This is a genomic window from Streptomyces sp. NPDC033136 (genome assembly GCF_055578235.1).
Genome location: NZ_JBVIPD010000004.1, coordinates 98,562 through 124,142, shown reverse-complemented (window position 1 = coordinate 124,142; position 25,581 = coordinate 98,562). Strand labels below are relative to the sequence as shown.

Annotated in this window: 22 protein-coding genes and 2 tRNA genes; 18 read left to right on the top strand and 6 right to left on the bottom strand. The window is 69.9% G+C overall.

Annotated features, from left to right (window positions below; genetic code table 11):
• Positions 1-163 precede the first annotated feature (163 nt).
• Complete coding sequence (locus ACZ5TL_RS08835) at positions 164-745, top strand: biotin transporter BioY (RefSeq protein ID WP_468588685.1); 582 nt, start codon at positions 164-166, stop codon at positions 743-745.
• Between the two features lie 165 nt (positions 746-910).
• Here ACZ5TL_RS08835 and ACZ5TL_RS08830 read toward each other — a convergent pair whose 3' ends face one another.
• Positions 911-1,663 (bottom strand): LPXTG cell wall anchor domain-containing protein, encoded by a 753-nt coding sequence (locus tag ACZ5TL_RS08830; protein ID WP_468588997.1) that lies wholly within the window; start codon positions 1,661-1,663, stop codon positions 911-913.
• Between the two features lie 241 nt (positions 1,664-1,904).
• Between ACZ5TL_RS08830 and ACZ5TL_RS08825 the strand changes: the two genes are divergently transcribed.
• From ACZ5TL_RS08825 to ACZ5TL_RS08815, 3 genes are all read left to right on the top strand, one after another.
• Positions 1,905-3,788: a serine/threonine-protein kinase gene (locus ACZ5TL_RS08825; protein ID WP_468588996.1), complete on the top strand. Its 1,884-nt coding sequence runs from the start codon at positions 1,905-1,907 to the stop codon at positions 3,786-3,788.
• 303 nt (positions 3,789-4,091) lie between these two features.
• Positions 4,092-4,577, top strand: a complete 486-nt coding sequence (locus ACZ5TL_RS08820; RefSeq protein ID WP_468588684.1) for a ribose-5-phosphate isomerase — start codon at positions 4,092-4,094, stop codon at positions 4,575-4,577.
• A gap of 336 nt (positions 4,578-4,913) precedes the next feature.
• Complete coding sequence (locus tag ACZ5TL_RS08815; RefSeq protein WP_468588683.1) at positions 4,914-5,723, top strand: Fpg/Nei family DNA glycosylase; 810 nt, start codon at positions 4,914-4,916, stop codon at positions 5,721-5,723.
• Between the two features lie 66 nt (positions 5,724-5,789).
• Here the strand turns inward: ACZ5TL_RS08815 and ACZ5TL_RS08810 are convergent, their stop codons facing one another.
• Positions 5,790-7,043, bottom strand: coding sequence for a GNAT family N-acetyltransferase (locus ACZ5TL_RS08810; RefSeq protein WP_468588682.1), 1,254 nt, complete (start codon positions 7,041-7,043; stop codon positions 5,790-5,792).
• A gap of 162 nt (positions 7,044-7,205) precedes the next feature.
• Here ACZ5TL_RS08810 and ACZ5TL_RS08805 point away from each other — a divergent pair, with 162 nt between their 5' ends.
• The gene (locus ACZ5TL_RS08805) at positions 7,206-8,384 is read left to right on the top strand and encodes a SpoIIE family protein phosphatase (RefSeq protein WP_468588681.1); all 1,179 of its coding nucleotides are present in this window, start codon (positions 7,206-7,208) and stop codon (positions 8,382-8,384) included.
• Between the two features lie 41 nt (positions 8,385-8,425).
• Positions 8,426-8,887: an HD domain-containing protein gene (locus tag ACZ5TL_RS08800; protein WP_468588680.1), complete on the top strand. Its 462-nt coding sequence runs from the start codon at positions 8,426-8,428 to the stop codon at positions 8,885-8,887.
• 21 nt (positions 8,888-8,908) lie between these two features.
• Here ACZ5TL_RS08800 and ACZ5TL_RS08795 read toward each other — a convergent pair whose 3' ends face one another.
• Positions 8,909-10,093 (bottom strand): acyltransferase family protein, encoded by a 1,185-nt coding sequence (locus tag ACZ5TL_RS08795; RefSeq protein WP_468588679.1) that lies wholly within the window; start codon positions 10,091-10,093, stop codon positions 8,909-8,911.
• Between the two features lie 647 nt (positions 10,094-10,740).
• On the opposite strand from ACZ5TL_RS08795, the gene ACZ5TL_RS08790 reads away from it, so the two are divergent.
• Positions 10,741-10,935: a hypothetical protein gene (locus ACZ5TL_RS08790; protein WP_468588678.1), complete on the top strand. Its 195-nt coding sequence runs from the start codon at positions 10,741-10,743 to the stop codon at positions 10,933-10,935.
• A gap of 397 nt (positions 10,936-11,332) precedes the next feature.
• Here ACZ5TL_RS08790 and ACZ5TL_RS08785 read toward each other — a convergent pair whose 3' ends face one another.
• Positions 11,333-11,719, bottom strand: coding sequence for a hypothetical protein (locus tag ACZ5TL_RS08785; protein WP_468588677.1), 387 nt, complete (start codon positions 11,717-11,719; stop codon positions 11,333-11,335).
• A gap of 352 nt (positions 11,720-12,071) precedes the next feature.
• On the opposite strand from ACZ5TL_RS08785, the gene ACZ5TL_RS08780 reads away from it, so the two are divergent.
• A complete protein-coding gene (locus tag ACZ5TL_RS08780; protein ID WP_468588676.1) occupies positions 12,072-12,581 on the top strand; it encodes a hypothetical protein in 510 nt (169 codons plus the stop codon).
• A gap of 134 nt (positions 12,582-12,715) precedes the next feature.
• Here the strand turns inward: ACZ5TL_RS08780 and ACZ5TL_RS08775 are convergent.
• Positions 12,716-12,789: transfer RNA gene (locus ACZ5TL_RS08775), tRNA-Gly, on the bottom strand.
• Positions 12,790-12,953: 164 nt separating this feature from the next.
• On the opposite strand from ACZ5TL_RS08775, the gene ACZ5TL_RS08770 reads away from it, so the two are divergent.
• The 5 genes from ACZ5TL_RS08770 to clpX all read left to right on the top strand — a co-directional run bounded on the left by ACZ5TL_RS08770 (position 12,954) and on the right by clpX (position 17,868).
• A tRNA-Pro gene (locus tag ACZ5TL_RS08770) sits at positions 12,954-13,030 on the top strand.
• 193 nt (positions 13,031-13,223) lie between these two features.
• Positions 13,224-14,621, top strand: coding sequence for a trigger factor (tig, locus tag ACZ5TL_RS08765; RefSeq protein WP_468588675.1), 1,398 nt, complete (start codon positions 13,224-13,226; stop codon positions 14,619-14,621).
• A gap of 356 nt (positions 14,622-14,977) precedes the next feature.
• Positions 14,978-15,583 (top strand): ATP-dependent Clp protease proteolytic subunit, encoded by a 606-nt coding sequence (locus ACZ5TL_RS08760; protein ID WP_468588995.1) that lies wholly within the window; start codon positions 14,978-14,980, stop codon positions 15,581-15,583.
• Positions 15,584-15,692: 109 nt separating this feature from the next.
• Complete coding sequence (locus ACZ5TL_RS08755) at positions 15,693-16,400, top strand: ATP-dependent Clp protease proteolytic subunit (protein ID WP_468588674.1); 708 nt, start codon at positions 15,693-15,695, stop codon at positions 16,398-16,400.
• 181 nt (positions 16,401-16,581) lie between these two features.
• Positions 16,582-17,868, top strand: a complete 1,287-nt coding sequence (gene clpX / locus ACZ5TL_RS08750; protein WP_468588673.1) for an ATP-dependent Clp protease ATP-binding subunit ClpX — start codon at positions 16,582-16,584, stop codon at positions 17,866-17,868.
• 84 nt (positions 17,869-17,952) lie between these two features.
• Here clpX and ACZ5TL_RS08745 read toward each other — a convergent pair whose 3' ends face one another.
• Positions 17,953-18,942 (bottom strand): hypothetical protein, encoded by a 990-nt coding sequence (locus ACZ5TL_RS08745; RefSeq protein ID WP_468588672.1) that lies wholly within the window; start codon positions 18,940-18,942, stop codon positions 17,953-17,955.
• Positions 18,943-19,080: 138 nt separating this feature from the next.
• Here ACZ5TL_RS08745 and ACZ5TL_RS08740 point away from each other — a divergent pair, with 138 nt between their 5' ends.
• The 5 genes from ACZ5TL_RS08740 to ACZ5TL_RS08720 all read left to right on the top strand — a co-directional run bounded on the left by ACZ5TL_RS08740 (position 19,081) and on the right by ACZ5TL_RS08720 (position 25,553).
• On the top strand, positions 19,081-21,705 hold the full coding sequence (locus ACZ5TL_RS08740) for a valine--tRNA ligase (RefSeq protein ID WP_468588671.1): 2,625 nt from the start codon (positions 19,081-19,083) through the stop codon (positions 21,703-21,705).
• A 182-nt stretch (positions 21,706-21,887) separates the two neighbouring features.
• Positions 21,888-23,408, top strand: a complete 1,521-nt coding sequence (gene folC / locus ACZ5TL_RS08735; RefSeq protein WP_468588670.1) for a bifunctional tetrahydrofolate synthase/dihydrofolate synthase — start codon at positions 21,888-21,890, stop codon at positions 23,406-23,408.
• A 6-nt stretch (positions 23,409-23,414) separates the two neighbouring features.
• Positions 23,415-23,771, top strand: coding sequence for a DUF4233 domain-containing protein (locus tag ACZ5TL_RS08730; RefSeq protein ID WP_468588669.1), 357 nt, complete (start codon positions 23,415-23,417; stop codon positions 23,769-23,771).
• Between the two features lie 73 nt (positions 23,772-23,844).
• Positions 23,845-24,258, top strand: a complete 414-nt coding sequence (gene ndk / locus ACZ5TL_RS08725; RefSeq protein WP_468588668.1) for a nucleoside-diphosphate kinase — start codon at positions 23,845-23,847, stop codon at positions 24,256-24,258.
• Positions 24,259-24,533: 275 nt separating this feature from the next.
• Positions 24,534-25,553, top strand: coding sequence for a rod shape-determining protein (locus ACZ5TL_RS08720; protein ID WP_004001297.1), 1,020 nt, complete (start codon positions 24,534-24,536; stop codon positions 25,551-25,553).
• The last annotated feature ends 28 nt before the right edge of the window (positions 25,554-25,581 follow it).

Here is a 25,581-nt window from a genome sequence, read left to right as displayed (position 1 = left end):
GCAGCGTGACCGGCATCACCCCGTACTCGGTGTAACCCGCATCCTTTGTTCAGAGCCGACCAAGCGCCGGTCCGTGCCTTTGTCGACCACTGACGGTGATCGGGGCGAGAGCGCTGGGATAGCGTCACGGTGTCCCACCAGCCCTCGCCCTCGCGGAGTCCCCATGAGCACCGCTGCCGTCCCGTCCGCCCGCGCCGGACAGGTCCTCGCCGACCTGCTCCCCGCCTCCCGTGTCCGGGACGCGGTACTCGTGCTCGGCGGCGCCGTGCTCACCGGCCTCGCCGCTCAGCTCTCCGTCCCCGTGCCGGGCTCCCCGGTGCCGGTGACCGGCCAGACCTTCGCCGCGCTGCTCGTCGGCACGTCCCTCGGCGCCGGCCGCGGCTTCCTCGCGCTGGCGCTCTACGCCGTGGCGGGCCTCGCCGGCGTGCCGTGGTTCGCCAGCGGCACCTCCGGTGTCTCCCCCTCCTTCGGATACATCCTCGGCATGGTCCTCGCCGTCACCGTCGTGGGCGCCCTGGCCCGCCGCGGCGCCGACCGCTCGGTGTGGCGCATGGCCGGCACGATGCTGGTGGGCGAGGCGATCATCTACGCGATCGGCGTGCCCTACCTCGCCCTCGCGACCGGCATGTCCGCCACCGCCGCGATAGCGGCCGGCCTCACGCCGTTCCTCATCGGCGACGCACTGAAGGCGGCCCTGGCGATGGGGGTGCTGCCGACGGCGTGGAAGTTCGCCGGCAAGCGCTGATGGCGTAGCTCTCGGTTCTGGACGAGAGGCCCGCCGGGAGGAATTCCCCGGCGGGCCTCTCGCGTGCGCGGGCGCGTCGTGTGCGGTGCGAGACGCGCAGGAAGCCGGCCCGGGAGGCCGTTTCGGGAGGCCGGCCTTCTCAGGAGGCCGGCCCAGGAGGCCGGTTCAGCCCTCCCGCATCCCCGGCCGCCGCCGCTGCGACCACCACAATCCGGCCACGCCCGTGGCGAGCAACGACGCGCCGGCCGCGCCCAGCGGCAGCAGATCACGGGCCGGGCCGGTCTTGGGCAGCTTCTTGCCGCCCGGGCCCGCCGGCTTGTTGTCCGTGCCGAGCAGCAGGGGAGTGGCCGGGGCGTCCGGCGACGGGTTGGCCGTGCCGAACGGCACCGGGCCCTGCTGCCAGAACGTCTTCTTCCCGTCGCTCGTCTGGACGGGCAGACAGATCTTCCCCGTCTTTCCGGTCTTCCTGGTATTCCCGGTCTTCCCCAGGTCGTATGTCACGTCCACGGCGTATGACTTCGAATCACCGGCCGCGAGATTGTCGAGCGGGCAGGCGAAACCGCTGTTCGAACCCTCCGGAAGATTTTTCTCGGCTATCGCGGAACACCCCTCGACATTCTTGACGACAAGCCCGTCGAAACCGACGACCAGCAACCTGATCTTCCCGCTGTCCTTACTTCCGTCGTTCTTCACCGTCGCGGTAATCGACGTCTTTTCCGAAGCGTTGTCGACCGAGATCTTCCCGGGCAGCAGCGTGGTGAGCTTCACCCCCGCCGGCGCCTCGTCAACGACCTTTCCCCCCTTGCTGCTTGCAGGTCCTTCGTCCTCCGCGCCGGCGGTGCCGGAAAGGATCAGCACCGCCGAGAATGATGCCGCGACCAGCGGTCCCACGACCACGGCCGTACGACGAGAACTCATGTTCGCCCCCCTTGCGTCCCCCTGGGCTGCGCCTGAATTCGCAGCACTGAAAGAGGTACCACAAGAAGTGGCCGCACTATCCTGGTGCGGCACGAAGTGTGACCGTTGTGTTTCACTGGAGTGGGTCGCGGCGTCGCGGAGGGGGTGCAACGGATTGCCGGGAAATGCGAACAGCGGCGGTGTTCCAGGGATATTGGTGACGGGACGCTATCGGTTGGTCGAAAGTATCGGCCAGGGGGGAATGGGGCGGGTGTGGCGAGCCGCCGACGAAATGCTCGACCGGCAGGTCGCCGTCAAGGAAATGCGGATCGACGGCCCCGACGCGGAGGACAGCAGGACCCGCCGCGAACGCACCCTGCGCGAAGCCAGGGCCACGGCCCGGATCGACCACCCCAACGTCGTACGGATCTACGACGTGGTCGACGAGGGCGAACGCCTGTGGATCGTCATGGAGTTGGTGGCGGGCCGCTCCCTCGAACGGATCCTCGCGGAGGAGGGCCCCCTGAGCCCCTGCGAGACGGCCCGGATCGGCCTCGGCCTGGTCGCGGCGCTACGGCAGGTGCACGAACGGGGCGTCCTGCACCGGGACATCAAGCCCGGAAACGTACTGGTGGAGAACGCGGTCGGGGTGGCCGGATCCGGACGGAACCAGGGCGACGGCCCGGCCACGCGCCCTCGTTCCCTGGACCGCCGCGTCGTCCTCACGGACTTCGGCATCGCAGCGATCCAGGACGCCAAGGCGCTCACCATGGTCGGCATGCTGGTCGGCTCGCCCGACTACATGGCCCCCGAGCGCATCTCCGGCCGCCCCCAGGGTCCGCCGTCCGACATCTGGTCCCTCGGGGCGACCCTCTGCGCGGCCCTGGGCTGCCGCTCCCCGTTCTCCCGCGACAGCACACTGGCGACCCTGCACGCGGTCCTCTACGAGGAGCCCGAACTCCCCGTGACGTCGGGCCCGTTGCGCGACATCCTGGCGGCCCTGCTGGAGAAGGACCCGACGACCCGCCCGAGCCCGGAAGACGTGGAAACGGCCCTGGAGCCGGTGGCGTTCCCGGCGGCGACACCGACGCTGCCGGTGGGGTCGCCGCCCAGCACGCCGTCCGCGCCGGCGGGGAGCGAGTCCTCCGCCCCACGCGAATCACCCACGCCCGCTCACCTCCAGGGCGGGCCCGCCACGCCCCCGAACCCCCGCCCGGACCCCGCCCTCGGCGCGGCAGCCCACCACAGCCCGACCTCCCGCCCCACACCCACGGCAGCCACCGCGAAGGCACGACCGAACGCGGCAGCGCGCCCCGAAAGCCACACCACACCCGGCGCCACCACCGCACACCGCCCGAGCTCCGTGTCCCTCACGCGCGCCCAGGCGGAGACCGAACGGCGCCCCCACCCCGCCCCCATGCCACCGGGCGAACTTCCCGGCCCCGCGGTCCCGGCCACACCCCACTCCAGCCCCAGCCCCAGCCCCCGCCCCCGCATCGGCACGGGCCGTCGCCGTACGGTGGTCGCCGCCGCGGCAGCCACCTTCGCCGCCGCCGGCACCGTCGTAGGCATCCTGCTGGCGACATCCTCCGGCTCACCCGGCGGCGACGACAGCCGCGCAGGCTCCTCGAGCTCGGCACCGCCCGCCACGGATCTCACCCGCAGTCCCACCCCCGCACCCACCCCCGCCTCCACCGTCGAGGGCACGGCCAGGCCGCAGAGCCTGCCGCCCGGCACCCGGCGCGAGGCCGGCGGTTTCGCCTGGGCGCCCCCCGGCGGCTGGCGGCGGGACGTGAAGACGGGCGCGGAGGTGCACTACACCTCCCCGGACGGCGCGCAGGAGCTGGTCGGCAAGTCGTCCCTGGCCCGGGGCGACCTGCTGGAGACCTGGCGGACCTCGGAACGCAACGCCCGGCAGGGCGAGGACTATCGCAAGATCCGGCTGGAGGAGACGACGTTCCGCGGTCACCCGGCGGTGGTCTGGGAGTACACGTTCACACTCAAGGGCGTCCACTGGCACGCCCGCCTGCTCGGCTTCAACGTGCAGGGCACGTCGTACCAGGTCAACACCTGGTACGGCACCGGCGACGAACCGGCGGCCCTCCGCACGTACGAGAAGGTCAAGGACAGCTTCACTGTGCTGTAGGGAGACGAAAGGGGCCCGCGGCGCATGTAGAGGGGGCAACCCGCGCCGCGGGCTCGGACGGTCACGCGGAACGGCACGTGCCGGAACCGGCAGGGTCAGCCGGCCGAGACCTCGTCCCGCGCCTCGACGGCGTCAGCGGCCCGCCGGTCCGGCAATCGGAGGCAAGCGCATAGGGAAAGCTTGGAATCAAGATTGTCGCTTGAGGTCTTCCTGAGCTTCCAAAATGCAGCTCACATTCGCATCACGTTTTCCTGAGCGTCACCCCGCGCGCATTCGCCGAAACGCCCGTGTCACACTCGTCCCATGCGCGTGTACCTCGGCTCGGACCATGCGGGCTACGAACTCAAGAACCACCTCGTCGAGTGGCTGAAGGAGGCGGGGCACGACCCCGTCGACTGCGGCCCGCACATCTACGACGCCCAGGACGACTACCCGCCCTTCTGCCTCCGCGCGGCGGAGCGCACGGCCGCGGATCCCGACGCCCTCGGCGTCGTCATCGGCGGCTCCGGCAACGGTGAGCAGATCGCCGCGAACAAGGTCAAGGGCGTCCGTGCGGCCCTCGCCTGGAGTGAGGAGACGGCGTCCCTCGGCCGCCGGCACAACAACGCCAACGTCGTGGCCGTGGGTGCGCGCATGCACTCCCAGGACGAGGCGACGAAGTTCGTGGAGACCTTCCTCGGCACCCCGTTCTCCGGTGACGAACGTCACATCCGCCGCATCGACATGCTCGCGGCCTACGAGACGACGGGCGACCTCCCCCCGATCCCGCCGCACCACCCGCAGGCGTAGGGCCGCCGCCCTCCCGCGAGGCAGACGAAGAGGGCCGGGGCCACTGGCCCCGCCCTGCACGGCCGCACCCTCTCTGTGCCTGTGCCTGTGCCGGTGTTGGTGCTGGGCCCGGCGCGAGGCCCGTCACAGCCGCAGCGGAGCCCCGCGCGACCCGGTTGCCCCGGCGGAGGCCAGGTGCCCGAGCCCTGTCCGGAATGCAGCGTTCGCCCCTGGGGGCTTGGAGTGCGGTCCCTGAGGGGTCCGGGGCGGAGCCCGGGGTCTTTCGACCTCGGCCTCCTGGCCGACCGGTTCGGGCGGGCGGTGGGCGAGAACCGCAGACGATCACCGGGAGCACCCGTGCCAGAAGGCCACACCATCCACCGCCTGGCCCAGGACTACGCCACCGCCTTCCTCCGCACACACCCCCAAGTCACCAGCCCCCAGGGCACATTCCAAGCCGCCGCCACCCTCCTCACCGGCACGGAACTCACCGCCACGGAGGCCCACGGCAAACACCTCTTCCTCCGCTTCCGCGTCACCGACTGGGTCCACATCCACCTCGGCCTCTTCGGCAAGGTCACCTTCGGCCCCACTCCAGCCCCGCCCCCCACCGGCACCGTCCGCCTCCGCCTCGCGAACGACACCGCGTACGTCGACCTCAGGGGCCCCACCACCTGCGCCCTCATCACACCCCCGGACAAGCAGGCGATACACGAGCGCCTCGGCCCCGACCCCCTCCGCGACGACGCCGACCCGGACACCGCGTACCGTCGCGTCACCCGCAGCCGTACGACGATCGCCGCCCTCCTCATGGACCAGAAGGTCATCGCGGGCGTGGGAAACGTCTACCGCGCGGAGGTCCTCTTCCGGCATCACATCGACCCGTACCGCCCGGGCAAGGACATCGCTCCCACCGAGTGGCACGCGATCTGGACCGATCTCGTCGCCCTCATGCGCGAGGGCGTCCGCAACAACCGCATCGACACCGTCCGCCCGGAACACACTCCGGAGGCGATGGGCCGCCCACCCCGCGTCGACGACCACGGCGGCGAGGTGTACGTCTACCGCAGGGCCGACCAGCCCTGCCACATCTGCGGCGACCCGATCCGCACCGCCGACCTCGCCGCCCGCAACCTCTTCTGGTGCCCGACCTGCCAGCGCCCCTGAGCCAACGCCCCTGACCGCGAACGGCGTCAGAAGCGACACACGACGAACAACCCCGGCCTCACGGCATCAGAACCCGTGCGGCAGCCACGGAGCCAGGCCCCCGCTGCCGAATCCCGACGAGGCCTCCGCCAGCGCCCCTCGCCGGACCTCCCGCACACGCCCCGCCGCCGCCAGCGACGCCAGCGACACACCTCCGAGATACGCCGCCCCCAACTCCCGCACGGACAGGGCGAGGTCCGCCGCGTCCGCCGTACGCTCGCAGGACGCCCCCTTCGCATCCCCGCTCAACCGCCAACGCCCCGCGTTCCAGGGGCAGAACGCGTCCTCCACCTCGAACACCACATCCACCGGCGCCTGATACGTCCGCGCCTCCAACGCGGCCCCGACCTCCACCGGCCGCAGGTACAGCGCATCCCGCAGCCGCGGCTGACAGCGCCGTATGTCGGACACCAGGTACTGCCACGCGTCGTCCACCGGCCGCCCCCGCACGGCCACCTTCGACGTCAGGTCGATCCCGAACAAAAATCGCCACAACGCCGCGTCCGCCGCCGGATCCAGCACGGCCAAGTCCTCGAGAACCACCGTGCCGTTGGGCCCGGAAGGCTCCCACCCCGGCTTGACGCGGTACCGCGCGTACCCGACCGTCTCCCCGTCCCGCTCGGCGAGAACCCACTGCATCGGCGAGGCGCCCTCCCGATCGCTCTCCGGATCCAGCACCCCGAGCCGCTCCCAGCCGGGCCGCCGCGCGAGCATCCCGGGCCGCGACGGCACCAGCCGGGCGTACAACGCCTCGCACACATCGAGGACATCGGCCGGCTCCGCGTACCGCACCCGCACCTCGTCCGTGCCGGGCGGCACCGACAGCCGCACCCGGCTCGTGTCGATCTCGGCGTTCAACTGGACGGTTGCGTTGCCGTATCCGAACCGGCCGTAGATCGCCGGCTCGGAGGCCGTGAGCACGGCGAGCGGCTCACCCCAGGACCGAACGTCGTCCAGCTGCCGCCGCATCATCGACGTCAGCACCCCGCGCCGGCGATGCGTGGCGGCCACGCTGACCATCGTGACGCCGGCGGCGGGCACCGACGCGCCGCCGGGCACGGTGAGCCGGAAGCTGAACGCCCCGGCCGTCCCCACGCACTCGTCCCCGTCCCAGACGCCGAGTGAACGGTCGAACTCGGTCAGCGAGTTCCACAACTCGCGCTCCTCGGCGGACTCCGGCACCCCGCCGAAGCCCCGGATGAGGGTGCCGTACCAGGTGTCCCACTCGTCCTGCCGCAGTACCCGCAGGCCGGGAGAAGAGCCGTTCGCGTCAGTAGCCATGGGCCATGCCTACCAGGGCAATGCGGGACGAGCGAGAGAATTTCTCCCACGTGGCGGCGGGGCGACGCGCGGTGAAGTCCCCTGTGAAGTCGGCCCTCGGACGGGGGACAAGTAGGACCTCCCGTGCCAAGGGGCTGGTCCGATGGATAGGGTCCCGGACTAATGGCATCAGGACGAGAGCGGCGTGCGGAAGCCGATACGTTCACGGCCCGGTTGAAGAAGCAGTGGCACCGGGCCCGCGTCGGCATGCGCCGGTCCGCCGTGGACTACTTCCGCGGCGACGGCTCGGACTGGATCGCCCTGGCCGGTCTGCTCCTGACCGTCCCGCTGATCGCGGCGGCGACGCTGGCGAACTCGGTGTGGTTCCCGCCGGCCGCGCTGGTCCTGCCGGTCGTCGTGGGCGGCCTGCTGCTGCGCCCGGCGAGCCTGCTCGGCCTGTACGCGGCGGCGGCCACGGCCCTGATCGTGGAGTCGGTGCGGCTCGGCCCGTACACGGAAGGTCCGTCCCGGGTCGCCCCGGGTGTCGTGCTGGTGGTCGCGGCCTGCGGGTTCTTCGGGCTGCTGCTGGCGCAGTTCCGCAGCCGGGTGGGCGTGCCCTGGCGGCGCGGCGGCACCATGCTGTTCGACCTGCGTGAACGCATCCGGGTGCAGAGCAAGCTGCCCGGTCTGCCGGACGGCTGGCACCGGGAGATGGCGCTGCGCCCGGCGGGCGGCCAGTCCTTCTCGGGCGACTTCGTGGTGGCGGCGCGCACCAACGGCGGCCGGACGCTCGAGGTCGTCCTCACCGACGTCTCCGGCAAGGGCATGGACGCGGGCTCCCGCGCGCTGCTGCTGTCCGGCGCGTTCGGCGGCCTGCTCGGCTCCCTCCCGCCGCACGCCTTCCTCCCGGCCGCGAACGGCTACCTGCTGCGCCAGGACTGGGACGAGGGCTTCGCCACCTCCATCCACCTGGTCCTGGACCTGGACTCCGGCGACTACGAGCTCTACTCCGCGGGCCACCCGCCGGGCCTCCAGCTCAGCGCCGGCAGCGGACGCTGGGAGGAGAAGGCGGCCGAGGGACCGCTGCTCGGCGTGTACGACGGCGCCCAGTTCGACCCGGTGAAGGGCTCGCTGCGCCCCGGTGACGTGCTGATGCTGTTCACGGACGGCCTGGTGGAGACCTCCGACCGCGACATCGTCGAGGGCATCGACCGCCTCACCGGCGAGGCCGACCGCTATGTCGCGGGCGGCTTCCACGGCGCAGCCTGGCACCTCATCGAGGCCGTGGCCAAGGACGTCAACGACGACCGTGCCCTGCTGCTGATCTGCCGGGAGGGCCCCACGGCCGCCACGGCCCGCTGAGGCGGTTCTTCCTCCTGGCCCGCGCGGGAGACACTGGAGCGGTGACCGAGACTCCCGGAACCCCGCTGCCCCTGGCCCAGATCGAGGCCACGGCCCGGGCCGCGCACGCCGGCCAGACCGACAAGGCGGGGCGGCCGTACGCAGAGCACCTGGAGGCCGTCGCGGAGGGGGTCAGGGCGCGGGGCGGTGACGAGGAGCAGATCGCGGCGGCCTGGCTGCACGACGCCGTCGAGGACGACGCTCTCCCGGTGGAGTGGCTGCGCGAGGCGGCGTTGACCAGTCGTACGAAGGACATCGTCCTGGCGGTCACCAAGCGGACCGGGGAGCCGCCCGAGGCGTACGCCACTCGCATCCTCGCCACGCCCGGCGCCCTGCTGGTGAAGGAGGCTGACTTGGCGCACAACGCCGACCCGGTCCGCCTCGCGGTCCTCGACGAGGCCACCCGCACAAGACTGACCGAGAAGTACGCACGGATGCGCGCACTTCTCGGTCTCGTCGGGTGATGGCCGGTTCGGGGGCAGGGGTCAGGCGTCGACCTTCTCGCGCTCGCGCCGCTCGGCGCCCTGGCGTTCACGGGCGGCCTCGGCCGCGTCCCGCTTGAAGGCCCACTCCATCTTCGGCTCCATCGCGAACCGGAACACCCGCCGCACCGGCTTGGTGCACAGCCCGGTCACGACGGCCGCGGCGAGGACGGTCACGAAGATCTGACCGGTCGGCTGGTGCAGCCAGGAGGCCTCGAACCAGCCCTGGTATTCGCCGGCCTTCTTCAGGAAGCCGTGCAGCAGGTAGCCGTAGAGCGTGCCGGCGCCCAGCGCGGTGAACCACATGTGACGACGCGGTACCAAGGCGAAGAAGCAGGCGGTCAGCACCAGGGAGCAGCCGAACATCGCGAGCAACATGACCGGGCCGGTCCACCACGGCGCGCCCAGTTCCTGCGCGGCGTCCCGGTGGTAGAGCCACGCGGTGTTCATGCGCGGCACGGCCCACCAGCTGAAGGCCAGCGCGGCAGCGAACACGGGCACCGAGGCGATCCGCACGGAACGGCGGCGCACCATGTGGAAGTGCTCGGGCTTCATCACCAGGCCCAGCACGAAGAACGGCAGGAACTGCAGAACCCGCTGCAGGTCGAGGTCGTCACCGATCTCCGGGGAGACGGTCGCCAGCATGGCGAGACCGAGCGCGAGCGGCAGCGGCCAGCGCACCATCTTCCAGAGCGGGGTCGTCATCCGCCAGACGAACAGCGCGCACAGGAACCAGGTCAGGTACCAGGGGTCGAGGAGGCTGATCTCCTGCCCCGGGTCGTCGTCGATGAACCGCTTGAAGAGCGGATAGGCGGTCTCGAAGACGATGTACGGCACGGCCACACCGGTGATCAGGCGCTTCAGCCGGTCGGGCCGCATGTCGAAACTGCGGGAGAAGTAGCCGGAGATGATGATGAACGCCGGCATGTGGAACGCGTAGACGAGCTGGTACGCGGCCTCGAGTGTCCGGCTGTCGCTCTTGAGCGGCTCCCAGGCGTGGCCCACGGCGACCAGCACGATCGCGAGGTACTTGGCGTTGTCGAAGAACGCGTCGCGCTGTTTGCCGCCGTTCTGCTTCTTCTGCGTGCTCTGCGGCGAGCGCGGGCTCGGCACTCCGTCGGCCGGCGGCGACTGTGCCGGGGGAAGTGGCGCCCTGCGGTCGCCGTTCGGTCGCAGCGAGTTCGTCACAGACCCTCCCACCAGGAGCTCGGGGAGACGATCCGGGACCTCGCTGCGCTTGCGGGGGACGAGGCAGCGTGGAACATCTGAGGCACCCTAGCGTTCCCTGCAGCTATTCGTAAAACGCCGGACGTGAATCCTGGCTATTCGCTGCGAGTTCCCCGGATTACGGGCAGTTGACATCACAGTCGGCGTGATGAACGGCACATTTCCCGATGACGGATCGTGCGCCTGGTTCGAGTCCTGCTTGTCATGACACTTCCGGACTAAGTGATGCATAAGACCAGCAGGCGACTCCAGTGGAATGTCCGCTTCCGGAGTGCTTCCGGGGTGCTTCGGAGTCGCTCCGGACCCTGTCCGCAGGGTTGTTGGTGATTCCTTGGCAACAATTCGAATTAGCTGCGAACGCGTTGTGTGGAGACGGAAACGGTGCGGCCGAATTCCTCGTGAGGGTGGTGCATCGAATTGCCGTACGAGTCCCCGCCGACGGGTCCCCAACCCCCAGGCGGCGCAAGCCGGTCCGGGTGAGAGGGGAGTGGCTGATGCGTCACTGGCCGCATAGCCCGGCCGTGTTGGTGGCACGATGGTTCTGGCGGGGGTGCGCGGGGTCGCGTCCCCGGGCCGGGAGAGCGGACCGACCTAGGGTGTGATCAGTTGTGGCCATTTCACTGTCTGTGGTGCTGCTGTTGGCGATCATCCTCGTGGTGTTGCTGAGAGGCGGCTCCATCAAGGCGGGCCCCGCGGTCGTGGCGGTCCTCTTCGGCTTCTTCCTCGCCTCGACCGGTATGGCCGACGACATCCAGCGTTTCCTCAACTCGATAGCGCAGACCATCAACTCGATCAGTTTCTGACCGGGCCGGTACCGCCGGCCCGAGGAGCGTGCGGATGCGCTCCTCCCCGACGACGGGACGGTGCGTGACGGGGGGAACGTACGGGGATGGCGCTGCGCGACTCTGACCGGCGGAGGTCGGCGGCTACCGCATCGGGGACCGCCTGGGCTCCGGCGGCATGGACGTGGTCTACCTGGCCTGCTCGGCCTCCGGCCGACGCCTCACGTGATGCTCGCCGACGACGGCCCCCGCGTCATCGACTTCGGCATCTCCCGCGCCGTCGAGTTCGCCGCCGCCGACGTCCTCACCCAGACCGGCCGTGTCATGGGCACGCCACCCTCTATGTCCCCGAAGCAGTTCGCCTCCCCCAGGACGTGGGCCCGGCCGCCGACATCTTCTCCCTCGGTTCGGTCCTCACCTACGCGGTCACCCGCCGGGGCCCGTTCGACAGCCCAGCCCGTACGAGACGGCGCTGCGCGTCGTCGAGGGCGAGCCGGACCTCACCGGCGTACCGGACGAACTCCTCCCCTTCGTCCGCTCCTGCCTGGAGAAGCACCAGGAGTCCCGCCCCGCCGCGGACGACCTGTTCACCCTGTTCCGTGAAGGCACCACCCCCGGCATCGCCGCACCACGTCCGGCACGACCCTGCCCGGGCGCCCGCCCCACCGAGCCCGCGGTCACGGCATGGCCGGACGCGTCCACCACCGACCGGGGCGAAGCCCCGCTCCACCTGCCCGCGGAGCCGGACACCGAGCGGGAAGAGGACCGCCGCCACCGGCCCGGCAAGACGCCGACGGAGCAGCACGGACCGCCCCGTGATCCGCCCGGGACACCGGCACCGAGGCCGGGCTCAGGCATCGCGGACGCGTCACCGCCGGCGCCCCGCTCGTCCTCGTCGGCGACGCCCTGTACGTCCCCCACGACATCCGCTCCGTCTACCCGGTGAACGTACGCGACCTCTGAGCCCCGGAAACGCCCCCGGAAGCGCCCCTGGGCCCGGTTCCGAAGACCCGGGCCCAGGGCCTGCGGAGCGGGCGACGGGAACCGAACCCTCGCACTCCAGGAAGGCGCCCATCGGTCCATGCCCTGAGCCGGGTGCGCGCCACCGCCTCACATAGTGTCGCGATACACCGTCGGCTCTGAAGGGGATTCGGGACGTGAACCAAGGGTGGGACCGGCGCATCCGGCTCGCGAGGCTTCTCGGCGCTGCCGTGACGGCATTCCTCGCGGTGACAGCGGTGGTCGGCTTCGGGATCAGGGCCGACCTGCCTTGGTGGACTGTGGTGGCCGGGGCTTTGCTGACGGCGGGACTTGCCGGCTGGACCGGGGCGCGGATCGGCCGTCAGCGCGGTATCCGAAACGAGGTCCTGGAGCCGGGGGAGACGGTGCTCGGCACCTACACCGTCCGGCCCCCGTACACCGAGCACACCCCGCCGGCAGCCCATGAGGGCCCGCAGTATCAACTCCGCATGACCACCCGCAGCATGGAGATGTGGGAGCGCACCGCCTTGCTGTGGCGGCATCCGTTGCCGGAGTTGCGTGTGATCACCGAGGGCCCGCGACTGCGCATCCACCATGACGGGCGCGAGGCCGGGACGATGCTGCTGGAGCAGCCGAACGCCGCGCAGGAGATATGCAGCGCCGCGAGGCGGCACGGGGCCACCTGATGGGCGATTCCTATCGCACTGCGGTCAGGCCGTGTCCTGCGCGGCACGCGAGGGACACGGCCTGACTGAACACAGCCCCGGGAAACGATCAAGGCCAGGCGGAGGACTGATCCTCCACCTGGCCTTGAGCCGTATGGAGCGGGCGACGGGAATCGAACCCGCGTAGCTAGTTTGGAAGACTAGGGCTCTACCATTGAGCTACGCCCGCACAGCGCGCGCCGCAAGTCGGGCGACCGCGGCACTGAAGGCATCGTAGCGGGTCGGGCCCGTCCGTCGCACACCGCGTTCCGGCCCGGGCCGACGCGGCGCGGGCCCAGCGGAAATGCGGCGGTCGCACCGCCTGCGGGCATGTACCCTACGTCTCGCACCAGACGGGGTGTGGCGCAGCTTGGTAGCGCGTCCGCTTTGGGAGCGGAAGGCCGTGGGTTCAAATCCCGCCACCCCGACCAGCCATCCGGTCACCTCGTGTGATCGTCGCCCGGTCACTCGCGTGATCGCCTTTTGGGCGGTGTAGTCGCTGCCGTTACTATGCAAGCTGCACGCCCGTGTGTCTCATCGTCTGAAGTCCTCCGGGCGGCGAAATCCGCCGGGCCGCTCTGGCGCCGGCAGAACCCAAGAAGTCAGCCACAAGGAGACCGAACCGTGAAGAGCGCCGTGGAGACCCTGAACCCGACTCGGGTTCGGCTCACTGTCGAGGTGCCCTTCGAGGAGCTCAAGGACAGCCTCGACGCGGCGTACAAGAAGATCAACCAGCAGGTCACGGTGAAGGGCTTCCGCAAGGGCAAGGTCCCGGCCCGGGTCATCGACCAGCGGTTCGGCCGCGGTGCGGTGCTGGAGGAGGCCGTCAACGACGCGCTTCCGAAGTTCTACACCGACGCGGTCAACGAGGCCGAGCTCAGCGTGCTGGGCCAGCCCGAGGTCGACATCACGGAGCTGAAGGACGGCGAGACGCTGAACTTCACCGCCGAGGTCGACATCCGCCCCTCGATCGAGATCCCGGACTTCTCCGGCATCGAGGTCGAGGTCGACGCGGTCGAGGTCACCGACGAGGACGTCGACAAGGCGGTCGAGGAGCTCCGTGAGCGCTTCGCCTCCACCGCCCCGGTCGAGCGCGCCGCCGAGGACGGCGACGTCGTGACGATCGATCTGCAGGCCAAGGTCGACGGCGAGGTCCTGGAGGACGGCGTCGCCGACGGCGTCTCCTACACCATCGGCTCCGGCGAGCTGCTGGATGGCATCGACGACGCCGTGAAGGGCCTGGAGGCCGGTGGCGAGGCCACCTTCACCTCCGAGCTCAAGGGCGGCTCGGCAGCCGGCAAGGAGGCCGAGGTCACCGTCAAGGTGACCCAGGTCGCCAAGCGTGAACTGCCCGAGCTGGACGACGAGTTCGCGCAGCTCGCCTCCGAGTTCGACACCATCGAGGAGCTGCGCGCGGACAGCCGCAAGCGCCTCGAGAACATGAAGCAGTACGACCAGGCCACGCAGGCCCAGGAGCGTGTCCTGGAGAAGCTGCTCGAGCTGGTCGAGGTCCCGGTCCCCGAGAAGCTGCTCGAGGACGAGGTCAACACGCGCAAGCACAACCTCGAGCACCACCAGCTGGGCCAGATGGGTCTCGACCTCGCGAAGTACCTGGAGATCCAGGGCAAGAGCGAGGAGGAGTTCGAGACCGAGACCCGCGAGGCCGCGGTCAAGGGCATCAAGACCCAGTTCGTCCTCGACGAGCTCGTCAAGCAGGAGAAGCTCAACGTCAACCAGGAGGAGCTCACCGAGCACCTCATGCGCCGCGCCGCTTCCTCCGGCATGTCCCCCGACCAGTTCGCCCAGGCGGTCGTCGAGGGCGGCCAGGTTCCGCTCCTGGTCGGCGAGGTCGCCCGCGGCAAGGCCCTGGCCGTCGTGGTCGAGAAGGCCACGGTCAAGGACACCAACGGCGAGATCATCGACCTCGACGACGAAGAGGACGAGGACGCCACCGAGACCGCCCCCGAGGCCTCCGCCGAGGAGGCCCCGGCCAAGGCCGCCGAGGAGAAGACCGAGGGCTGAGCCCCGGCACCGGTGAGGTTGTGAGGAAGGCCCTGGGGCACGCCCCAGGGCCTTCTTGCCGCCCGCGGGGGCAGCGCCCCTCGGGGGGCGCGGGGAACCGCGCGACAAGCCCCCACCCGCCCGCAGCCCGGTGATTCCCGCACCACCCTGGACGAGACCGCACGGCCCCCCGGCGGAGCCCACCGCGCTACGCCCCCGGCGAACACCCCCATCTCCGGGATTCCCCGAAGGGACCCGCGCGTTAGGGTCCATGAATACCAGGGCAGTGGAGTCCCCGAGCGGCTCCAGCCCCGCAGGGAAACGTGAGACGGCCCGGCGCCGTCGCAAGACGAGCAGGTGGATACGTGACGAATCTGATGCCTTCAGCCGCCGGCGAGCCTTCCATCGGTGGTGGCCTCGGCGACCAGGTCTACAACCGGCTGCTCAACGAGCGGATCATCTTCCTCGGCCAGCCGGTCGACGACGACATCGCGAACAAGATCACCGCACAGCTGCTGCTCCTTGCCGCCGACCCGGACAAGGACATCTACCTGTACATCAACAGCCCCGGCGGTTCGATCACGGCCGGCATGGCGATCTACGACACCATGCAGTTCATCAAGAACGACGTGGTGACCATCGCCATGGGTCTCGCGGCCTCGATGGGCCAGTTCCTGCTCAGCGCGGGCACCCCCGGCAAGCGCTTCGCGCTGCCGAACGCCGAGATCCTGATCCACCAGCCCTCCGCCGGCCTGGCCGGCTCCGCCTCGGACATCAAGATCCACGCCGAGCGGCTGCTGCACACCAAGAAGCGCATGGCCGAGCTCACCGCCCAGCACACGGGCCAGACGATCGAGCAGATCACCCGCGACTCGGACCGCGACCGCTGGTTCGACGCCTTCGAGGCCAAGGACTACGGCCTCATCGACGACGTGATCCCCACGGCCGCCGGCATGCCGGGCGGCGGCGGCACCGGGGCCTGAGCGGTCCCCACGGGGCCTGTCGCGCCCCGTGAGGCCCACGGAGCCCTCCCGGGCCCCAGCGACCCCAGACAGCCCCAGCCGACCGCCTCAGCCCTTCTCAGGAGACACCGTGAACCAGTTCCCCGGCAGCGGGATCTACGACCGTACGCAGGCCGTGCAGGACATGAACGCCTCGCAGGGCCGCTACACCGGCCCGCAGGCCGAGTCCCGCTACATCATCCCGCGCTTCGTCGAGCGCACCTCCCAGGGCATCCGCGAGTACGACCCGTACGCGAAGCTCTTCGAGGAGCGCGTGATCTTCCTGGGCGTCCAGATCGACGACGCCTCCGCCAACGACGTCATGGCGCAGTTGCTGTGCCTGGAGTCGATGGACCCCGACCGTGACATCTCGGTCTACATCAACAGCCCCGGTGGCTCCTTCACGGCGCTCACCGCGATCTACGACACGATGCAGTACGTGAAGCCGGACATCCAGACGGTCTGCATGGGCCAGGCCGCCTCCGCCGCCGCCGTCCTGCTGGCCGCCGGCACGCCGGGCAAGCGCATGGCCCTGCCGAACGCGCGCGTGCTGATCCACCAGCCCTACAGCGAGACGGGCCGCGGCCAGGTGTCCGACCTGGAGATCGCCGCCAACGAGATCCTCCGGATGCGTACGCAGCTGGAGGAGATGCTGGCCAAGCACTCGACCCAGGCGATCGACAAGATCCGCGAGGACATCGAGCGCGACAAGATCCTCACGGCCGAGGACGCGCTCAACTACGGCCTGATCGACCAGGTCATCACCACCCGGAAGATGGACAACTCGAGCCTGCGCTGAGGCGAGAGGCTGTATCGTCTGCCGCCCCTTGGCATGGTTTGGGACGGTTCACGTCAAAGCGAACCGTGCCAAGGGGGGCCCGAACGAGGGGCCCGGCAAGGTACCGTCGGACATAAGGCAGCACCAGGAGTCCGCTGGACGTCGGCGTCCAGGAGTCTCCCAGGCGAAGGGGAAGCACACCGTGGCACGCATCGGTGACGGCGGCGATCTGCTCAAGTGCTCGTTCTGCGGCAAGAGCCAGAAGCAGGTCAAGAAGCTCATCGCAGGGCCCGGTGTGTACATCTGCGACGAGTGCATCGACCTCTGCAACGAGATCATCGAGGAAGAACTCGCGGAGACCAGTGAGGTCCGCTGGGAGGAACTCCCGAAGCCCCGCGAGATCTACGAGTTCCTCGAGGGGTACGTGGTCGGCCAGGAGGCGGCCAAGAAGGCTCTCTCCGTGGCGGTGTACAACCACTACAAGCGAGTCCAGGCCGGCGAGAACGGCGGGGCGAACGGCCGCGACGACGCCATCGAGTTGGCGAAGTCCAACATCCTCCTCCTCGGCCCCACGGGCTCCGGCAAGACCCTCCTCGCACAGACCCTCGCGCGCATGCTCAACGTCCCCTTCGCGATCGCGGACGCCACGGCCCTGACGGAGGCCGGCTACGTCGGCGAGGACGTCGAGAACATCCTCCTCAAGCTGATCCAGGCCGCCGACTACGACGTCAAGAAGGCCGAGACCGGGATCATCTACATCGACGAGATCGACAAGGTCGCGAGGAAGAGCGAAAACCCCTCCATCACACGCGACGTGAGCGGCGAGGGCGTCCAGCAGGCCCTGCTGAAGATCCTGGAGGGCACCACGGCCTCGGTCCCGCCGCAGGGCGGCCGCAAGCATCCCCACCAGGAGTTCATCCAGATCGACACGACGAACGTGCTGTTCATCGTGGGCGGTGCCTTCGCCGGACTGGAGAAGATCATCGAGTCCCGGGCGGGTGCCAAGGGCATCGGCTTCGGCGCGCAGATCCTCTCCAAGCGCGAGATGGAGGCCAAGGACCAGTTCCAGGAGGTCATGCCGGAGGACCTGGTGAAGTTCGGGATGATCCCCGAGTTCATCGGCCGCCTCCCGGTCATCACCTCGGTCCACAACCTCGACCGCGAGGCCCTGCTGCAGATCCTCGTCGAGCCGCGCAACGCGCTCGTCAAGCAGTACCAGCGCCTCTTCGAACTCGACGGCGTGGAGCTGGACTTCGAGCGCGAGGCCCTCGAGGCCATCGCCGACCAGGCGATCCTCCGCCAGACCGGCGCGCGAGGCCTGCGCGCCATCATGGAGGAGGTCCTCCAAGGTGTGATGTACGAGGTTCCGTCCCGCAAGGACGTGGCCCGGGTCGTCATCACGGCGGACGTCGTCCAGTCGAACGTGAACCCGACGCTGATCCCGCGGGACGCGCGGGGGCGGGGCCCGGGCGAGCAGAAGACGGCCTGACACAGACGTAGGGCGTGACACAGACGCACGAGGGAGGGGCTCCGGTCGACGACCGGAGCCCCTCCCTCGTGCGTCCGGGGGCCGTCAGGCCTTGACGCGGACTTCCTTGCGGGCCTTGGTGGTGAGGTCGATCGCCACGTCCTTGGTGACGCCCTGTGCCGCGTCACCCGGCGACACGATGGCGAGGGTGCTGTAGTCGGCCCACGCGCAGAACCAGTTGGTCTTCTCCTTCTTGGTCGCCCGGTCCTGCCCCTTGACCGACTGGCACTTCATGACAGCGCCGTCGAGGTCCGCCGCCTCGGGTGCGCCGACCAGTTCCGGCTTGCCGGAGCCGGAGGCGGTCTGCTTCTCGGCCGACTTCCTGAAGTTGGCGAAGAAGAGGTCCAGAGCCGCCTTCGGGTCGGAGATCTCACCGTAGGCACCGGCCACCGAAAGGGTCTTGGCCGTCGCCGCCTTCGCCGCGGACGACGGATCGTCGGGGTCGTAGTCGCTCAGGTCCACCGTGGAGTAGAGGCCCGCCGCGGTCTTGGCGTTCTTGACGCCGCTCTTCTCCAGCTCCGACGTCGAGCCGGAGCCGACGCTCTGCCCGTCCTTCGTGGTGCGCTTGTAGTCGCCGAGCACCTTCGCCGGCGTCGTGAGCTTGTGCGGCCCGTCGTCCTCCAGGCCGCCGCCACCCCCGCCGATCACGAAGTACGCGCCCACGCCGATCGCCGCCACGACGGCCACCGCGCCGAGGATGATGCCCGTCTTCTTCTTGCCGCCGCCCGGGGCCGGGGGCTGGGGGACACCGTACGGGGCTTGGCCGTAGGGCGGCTGCTGGCCGTACGGGGCCTGCTGGCCGTATGGGGCCTGCTGGCCGTATGGGGCCTGCTGGCCGTATGGGGCCTGCTGGGGCGGAACGCCCTGCGGGGCCTGCTGCGGGTAGCCGTAACCGGGCTGGGGCGGAGGGGCCTGCTGGGGGTAGCCGTAGCCGGGCTGGGGCGCCTGCGGCGGCTGGCCGTACGGGCCCGGCTGGCCGTACGGTCCGGGCTGCTGGGGCTGCCCGTCGTACGGGCCCGGCTGGTTGTAGCTCATGTTCTGGGTTCCCCTCCAGATGCCTGTGTGTTGTCGCCATCCTGGCGCAGACCCGCGGTGTGCATGGCATCGGGCCCCCCACCGTTACAAAGGAAACGCGTTTCGGGACGGGGTGGTGACACCTCTAAACTGACCCCCGTGACCGAGAACGCTCAGCAGCAGCCACCAGCGCCCAGCACCGACCTGCCGACCCAGTACGCGCCGGCCGACGTAGAGGGGCCGCTGTACGAGCGCTGGGTGGAGCGGGGTTACTTCGAGGCGGACGAGAAGAGCGACAAGCCGCCGTTCACCGTTGTCATCCCGCCGCCGAACGTCACGGGCAGCCTGCACCTCGGGCACGCCTTCGAGCACACGCTCATCGACGCCCTGACCCGCCGTAAGCGTATGCAGGGCTTCGAGACGCTGTGGCAGCCGGGCATGGACCACGCCGGTATCGCCACGCAGAACGTCGTCGAGCGGGAGCTCGCGAAGGAGGGCAAGTCCCGGCACGACCTGGGCCGTGAGGCCTTCGTCGGGCGGGTCTGGCAGTGGAAGGGCGAGTCCGGCGGCCAGATCAGCGGCCAGATGCGCCGCCTCGGCGACGGCGTCGCCTGGTCCCGCGAGCGCTTCACCATGGACGAGGGCCTCTCGCAGGCCGTCCAGACCATCTTCAAGCGGCTCTACGACGACGAGCTGATCTACCGCGCCGAGCGCATCATCAACTGGTGTCCCCGGTGCCTGACGGCCATCTCGGACATCGAGGTCGAGTACCAGGACGACGACGGCGAGCTCGTCTCCATGAAGTACGGCGACGGGGACGACACCATCGTCGTCGCCACCACCCGCGCCGAGACGATGCTCGGTGACACGGCCGTCGCCGTCCACCCCGAGGACGAGCGGTACAAGCACCTGGTCGGCAAGCTGGTCAAGCTGCCGCTGACCGACCGCTCCATCCCGGTCGTCGCCGACGAGCACGTCGACCCCGAGTTCGGCACCGGTGCCGTCAAGGTGACCCCGGCGCACGACCCGAACGACTTCGAGATCGGCCAGCGTCACGACCTCCCGGCTCTGACGATCATGGACGAGCACGCGGTCATCACCGCCCACGGCCCCTTCCAGGGCCAGGACCGGCTGGAGGCCCGCTCGGCCATCGTCGCCGCGCTGCGCGCCGAGGGCCGGATCGTCGCGGAGAAGCGGCCGTACGTCCACTCGGTCGGCCACTGCTCGCGCTGCAAGACCACGATCGAGCCGCGTCTGTCCATGCAGTGGTGGGTCAAGGTCGGCCCGCTCGCGAAGGCGGCCGGTGACGCCGTCCGTGACGGGCGCGTCAAGATCCACCCGCAGGAGATGGAGAAGCGCTACTTCGACTGGGTCGACAACCTCCACGACTGGTGCATCTCACGCCAGTTGTGGTGGGGCCACCGCATCCCGGTCTGGTACGGCCCGAACGGTGAGGTCGTCTGCGTCGGCCCCGACGAGGAGCCGCCGGGCGGCGAGGGCTGGCGCCAGGACACCGACGTCCTCGACACCTGGTTCTCCTCCGGCCTGTGGCCGTTCTCCACGCTGGGCTGGCCCGAACGGACCGAGTCGCTCGCCAAGTTCTACCCGAACTCCGTCCTGGTCACGGGCTACGACATCCTCTTCTTCTGGGTCGCCCGGATGATGATGTTCGGCCTGTACGCGATGGACGGCACCCCGCCGTTCCACACCATCGCCCTGCACGGCATGGTCCGCGACCAGTTCGGCAAGAAGATGTCGAAGTCCTTCGGCAACGCGGTCAACCCGCTGGACTGGATGGACAAGTACGGCAGCGATGCGCTGAGGTTCACCCTCGCCCGTGGCGCGAACCCCGGTGTCGACGTCCCGATCGGCGAGGACTGGGTCCAGGGCTCCCGCAACTTCGCCAACAAGATCTGGAACGCGACGCGCTTCGCGCTGATGAACGGCGCGACGGTGGACGGCCCGCTTCCGGCCCCGTCGACGATGTCCTCGACGGACCGCTGGATCCTCTCCCGCCTGAACTCGGTCGTCGCGGAAGTGGACGCGTACTACGACGACTACCAGTTCGCGAAGCTGTCCGACTCGCTCTTCCACTTCGCGTGGGACGAGGTCTTCGACTGGTACGTCGAGCTGTCCAAGACGACGTTCCAGGCGGGCGGCGAGGCGGCCGAGGTCAGCAAGCGCGTCCTCGGCGAGGTCCTCGACGTCACGCTCAAGCTGCTGCACCCCGTGGTCCCCTTCGTCACCGAGACCCTGTGGACCACGCTCACCGGCGGCGAGTCGGTCGTCATCGCCGACTGGCCGAACGACAGCGGCTTCCGGGACGCCGGCGCCGAGCGTGAGATCGAGAGCCTGCAGTCGGTCATCACCGAGGTCCGCCGCTTCCGCGCCGACCAGGGGCTCCAGCCCGGCCAGCGGGTCCCGGCCCGGCTGACCCTGGACGGCACGCCGTTCGCGCCCCACGAGGCGGCCATCCGCCAGCTGCTCCGGCTCCAGCCGGAGGGCGAGGCCTTCACGGCCACGGCGACCCTCCCGGTCTCCGGTGCGGAGGTCGCCCTCGACCTCTCGGGCACGATCGACGTCGCGGCGGAGCGCAAGCGCCTGGCGAAGGACCTCGCGGCGGCGGAGAAGGAGAAGGCGCAGGCGACGGGGAAGCTCGGCAACGAGGCGTTCCTGGCGAAGGCCCCCGACCACGTCGTGGACAAGATCCGCACCCGCCTCGCCAAGGCGGAGGAGGACATCGCCCGCATCCAGACCCAGCTGGAGAGGCTGCCGCAGGGTTAAGGGTTCGTACGGCCGTGGAGGCCTCGGTGCTGGGCGGCGCCGGGGCCTCCACGCAGTTCAGGGGCGTGGGGCGTATCGATGTGCGGCTCCGCCGCGGGGCGCGACCAGGCACGGACAACCCGCACGAACACGACGGGAGACCACCCCCGGTCTTTGTCACCTCCGCTCCGTAGACTGGCCCCGTGAGCGAGCTCCCTCCAGACCACGACGCCGACCAGCCCGACCCCCTCGACCCCTTCGACGAGATCATCGCGGAGGAGACCACCCGCGACCCCGACCTCGCCGTCATCGAAGCCGGCAGCCGAACCCTGCGCACCCAGGGCGGCCCCCCGGAGGCCGACATCCCCGCCCGGCCCGCCGACCCCGAGGTCGACAAGGCCCTGCGCGAGGTCGAGGCGGAGCTCGCCACCCGCTGGGGCGAGACCAAGCTGGAGCCCTCCGTCAGCCGCATCGCCGCGCTGATGGACGTCCTGGGAGAGCCGCAGCGCTCGTACCCGTCGATCCACATCACGGGCACGAACGGCAAGACCTCCACGGCCCGCATCATCGAGGCCCTGCTCGGCGCCTTCGAGCTGCGGACCGGCCGGTACACCTCGCCGCACGTGCAGTCGATCACCGAGCGCATCAGCCTCGACGGCGCCCCCATCTCGCCCGAGCGGTTCATTGAGACGTACCAGGACATCAAGCCGTACGTGGAGATGGTCGACGGTCAGCAGGAGTACCGGCTGTCCTTCTTCGAGGTGCTCACCGGCATGGCGTACGCGGCGTTCGCCGACGCCCCCGCGGACGTCGCGGTCGTCGAGGTCGGCATGGGCGGCTCCTGGGACGCGACGAACGTGATCGACGGTGACGTCGCCGTCGTCACCCCCATAGACCTCGACCACACCGACCGGCTCGGCTCCACGCACGCCGAGATCGCCACGGAGAAGGCCGGCATCGTCAAGCAGGGCGCGACCGTCATCCTGGCGCAGCAGCCGGTCGACGCGGCGCAGGTGCTGCTGAAGAAGGCCGTCGAGGTGGACGCGACGGTGGCCCGGGAGGGGCTGGAGTTCGGTGTCGTGGAGCGGCAGGTGGCCGTCGGCGGTCAGCTGCTGACGCTGCGCGGGCTGGGCGGCGAGTACACCGAGGTGTACCTGCCGCTGCACGGCGCGCACCAGGCGCACAACGCGGCCGTCGCGCTCGCCGCCGTCGAGGCGTTCTTCGGTGTCGGCGCGCAGCGCGCCCAGACGCTGGACCTGGACACGGTCCGCAAGGCGTTCGCGTCCGTCGCCTCGCCGGGCCGGCTGGAGGTCGTGCGCCGGTCGCCGACGGTCGTGCTGGACGCCGCCCACAACCCGGCGGGTGCCCGGGCAGCGGCCGAGGCGATCGGGGAGGCCTTCCAGTTCAGCCGCCTCATCGGCGTGGTCGGCGCGAGCGGCGACAAGAACGTGCGGGGGCTGCTGGAGGCCTTCGAGCCGGTGTTCGCGGAGATCGTCGTCACCCAGAACTCCAGCCACCGCGCGATGGACGCCGACGAGCTGGCCGGTATCGCCGTCGAGGTGTTCGGCGAGGAGCGCGTCCAGGTCGAGCCGCGGCTGCCCGACGCGCTGGAGGCCGCCATCACCCTGGCCGAGGAGGAGGGCGAGTTCGCGGGCGGCGGTGTGCTCGTCACCGGTTCCGTCATCACCGTCGGCGAGGCCCGACTGCTCCTGGGGAGGGGCTGAGATCCCGTGCGTATGCTCTGTTCCTCGACCCTGATCGGCGAGTTCTTCATCATCGGATTCGCCGGGCTGGTCGCCATGAAGGACCCCGGCCTGTCCATGACGACCGTGTGGACGGTCAGCGGTGTCGCGATGTTCCTGTGCCTGGTGCTGTGCGGGCTGGTGACGCGCCCGGGCGGGGTCGCGCTCGGCTGGGCGCTGCAGATCGCGCTCATCGCGTCGGGCTTCGCCGTGCCGATGATGTTCTTCCTGGGCGTGGTCTTCGCGGCCCTGTGGTGGGCGTCGGTGCACTACGGGCGGAGGGTGGACGAGGCCAAGGCGAGATTCGCCGCCCAGGCGGACTCCTCCACACCTGACGCTGCGTAACAGCCGTCCCGACACGCCGGGTAATCTCGTCCCACCGCACAACCGCACAGCCTTGACGCATAAGGAGCCCGTCGTGACCCAGCGCACCCTCGTCCTCCTCAAGCCCGACGCCGTCCGTCGTGGCCTGACCGGCGAGATCATCAGCCGCATCGAGCGCAAGGCGGGCTGGACGATCACCGCGCTGGAGCTGCGCACCCTGGACCAGGACACGCTGGAGCAGCACTACGGCGAGCACAAGGGCAAGCCCTTCTACGAGCCGCTGGTGGAGTTCATGGCCTCCGGTCCGGTCGTGGCGCTGATCGTCGAGGGTGAGCGGGTCATCGAAGGGGTGCGTCAGCTGGCCGGCCCGACCGACCCGATCGCCGCGGCCCCCGGCTCCATCCGCGGCGACTACGGCGTGATCGTCCGGGAGAACCTGATCCACGCGTCGGACTCGGAGGAGTCCGCCGAGCGCGAGGTGAAGATTTTCTTCCCCGGCCGGGCGTAGCGTCCGCACCTCACCAGCACATACGCCGGGTCTGGGGGCCGAGGCCCCCGGACTTTGCGGCATATGCGTGGCGATCGAGGGAACGATGGTCCCCGAACGCCCGTCTCCAGAAGCGAACGCGGTCGGCATCTGCTGACAATGGCGCAGACCCTCCCGCAGTGTTCGCGAAGGCGCGTCTACGATGGAAGCCTTCACGTCACAGCACCCACCTTTGCCTACCTGAAAAGCCCTCAAAAGCCAGTGGGAAGGCCAGACGAATCCTGATGGGGAACTCAATGTCGTTCATCGGCCGTGACATGGCTGTCGACCTCGGGACCGCCAACACGCTGGTGTACGTCAGGGGTCGCGGGATCGTACTCAACGAGCCGTCCGTCGTCGCGATCAACACCAACACCGGTGGCATCCTCGCGGTCGGCGCCGAAGCGAAGAAGATGATCGGGCGCACGCCCGGCAACATCGTTGCCGTGCGTCCGCTGAAGGACGGCGTGATCGCCGACTTCGAGATCACCGAGCGGATGCTCCGCTACTTCATCCTGAAGATCCACAAGCGGCGGTATCTGGCTCGTCCGCGGGTCGTCGTCTGTGTGCCGTCGGGCATCACGGGCGTCGAGCGCCGCGCCGTCATCGAGGCGTCGTCCCAGGCCGGCGCCCGTCAGGTGCACATCATCGAGGAGCCCATGGCCGCGGCCATCGGCTCCGGCCTGCCGGTCCACGAGGCCACGGGCAACATGGTGGTCGACATCGGCGGCGGCACCACGGAGGTCGCGGTCATCTCCCTCGGCGGCATCGTCACCGCCCAGTCCATCCGCGTCGCGGGCGACGAACTGGACAATGCGATCATCCAGCACATCAAGAAGGAGTACTCCCTCCTGCTGGGTGAGCGCACGGCCGAGCAGATCAAGATCACGATCGGTTCGGCGTACGACCTCGACTCCGACGAGCACACCGAAATCCGCGGGCGGGACCTGGTGTCCGGGCTGCCGAAGACCGTCGTCATCTCCGCAGCCGAAGTCCGCAAGGCGATCGAGGAGCCGGTCAACGCGATCGTCGACGCCGTCAAGACGACCCTCGACAAGTGTCCGCCGGAGCTGTCCGGCGACATCATGGACCGAGGAATCGTTCTGACCGGCGGCGGAGCGTTGCTGAGGGGTCTGGACGAGCGGCTGCGCCGGGAGACCGGCATGCCGATCCACATCGCCGAGGACCCCCTGGACAGCGTGGCGCTCGGATCCGGAAAGTGCGTCGAGGAGTTCGAGGCGCTCCAGCAGGTGCTGGACGCCCAGCCGCGCAGATGACGTAACGCTGCGATTCCGCCGTACGGGA

Bases quoted from the DNA above. Each gene is read 5' to 3' on its own strand.
- ACZ5TL_RS08835 (WP_468588685.1), top strand. From the start codon at position 164: ATGAGCACCGCTGCCGTCCCGTCCGCCCGCGCCGGACAGGTCCTCGCC.
- ACZ5TL_RS08830 (WP_468588997.1), bottom strand. From the start codon at position 1,663: ATGAGTTCTCGTCGTACGGCCGTGGTCGTGGGACCGCTGGTCGCGGCA.
- ACZ5TL_RS08825 (WP_468588996.1), top strand. From the start codon at position 1,905: ATGGGGCGGGTGTGGCGAGCCGCCGACGAAATGCTCGACCGGCAGGTC.
- ACZ5TL_RS08820 (WP_468588684.1), top strand. From the start codon at position 4,092: ATGCGCGTGTACCTCGGCTCGGACCATGCGGGCTACGAACTCAAGAAC.
- ACZ5TL_RS08810 (WP_468588682.1), bottom strand. From the start codon at position 7,043: ATGGCTACTGACGCGAACGGCTCTTCTCCCGGCCTGCGGGTACTGCGG.
- ACZ5TL_RS08805 (WP_468588681.1), top strand. From the start codon at position 7,206: ATGGCATCAGGACGAGAGCGGCGTGCGGAAGCCGATACGTTCACGGCC.
- ACZ5TL_RS08760 (WP_468588995.1), top strand. From the start codon at position 14,978: ATGCCTTCAGCCGCCGGCGAGCCTTCCATCGGTGGTGGCCTCGGCGAC.
- ACZ5TL_RS08745 (WP_468588672.1), bottom strand. From the start codon at position 18,942: ATGAGCTACAACCAGCCGGGCCCGTACGACGGGCAGCCCCAGCAGCCC.
- ACZ5TL_RS08720 (WP_004001297.1), top strand. From the start codon at position 24,534: ATGTCGTTCATCGGCCGTGACATGGCTGTCGACCTCGGGACCGCCAAC.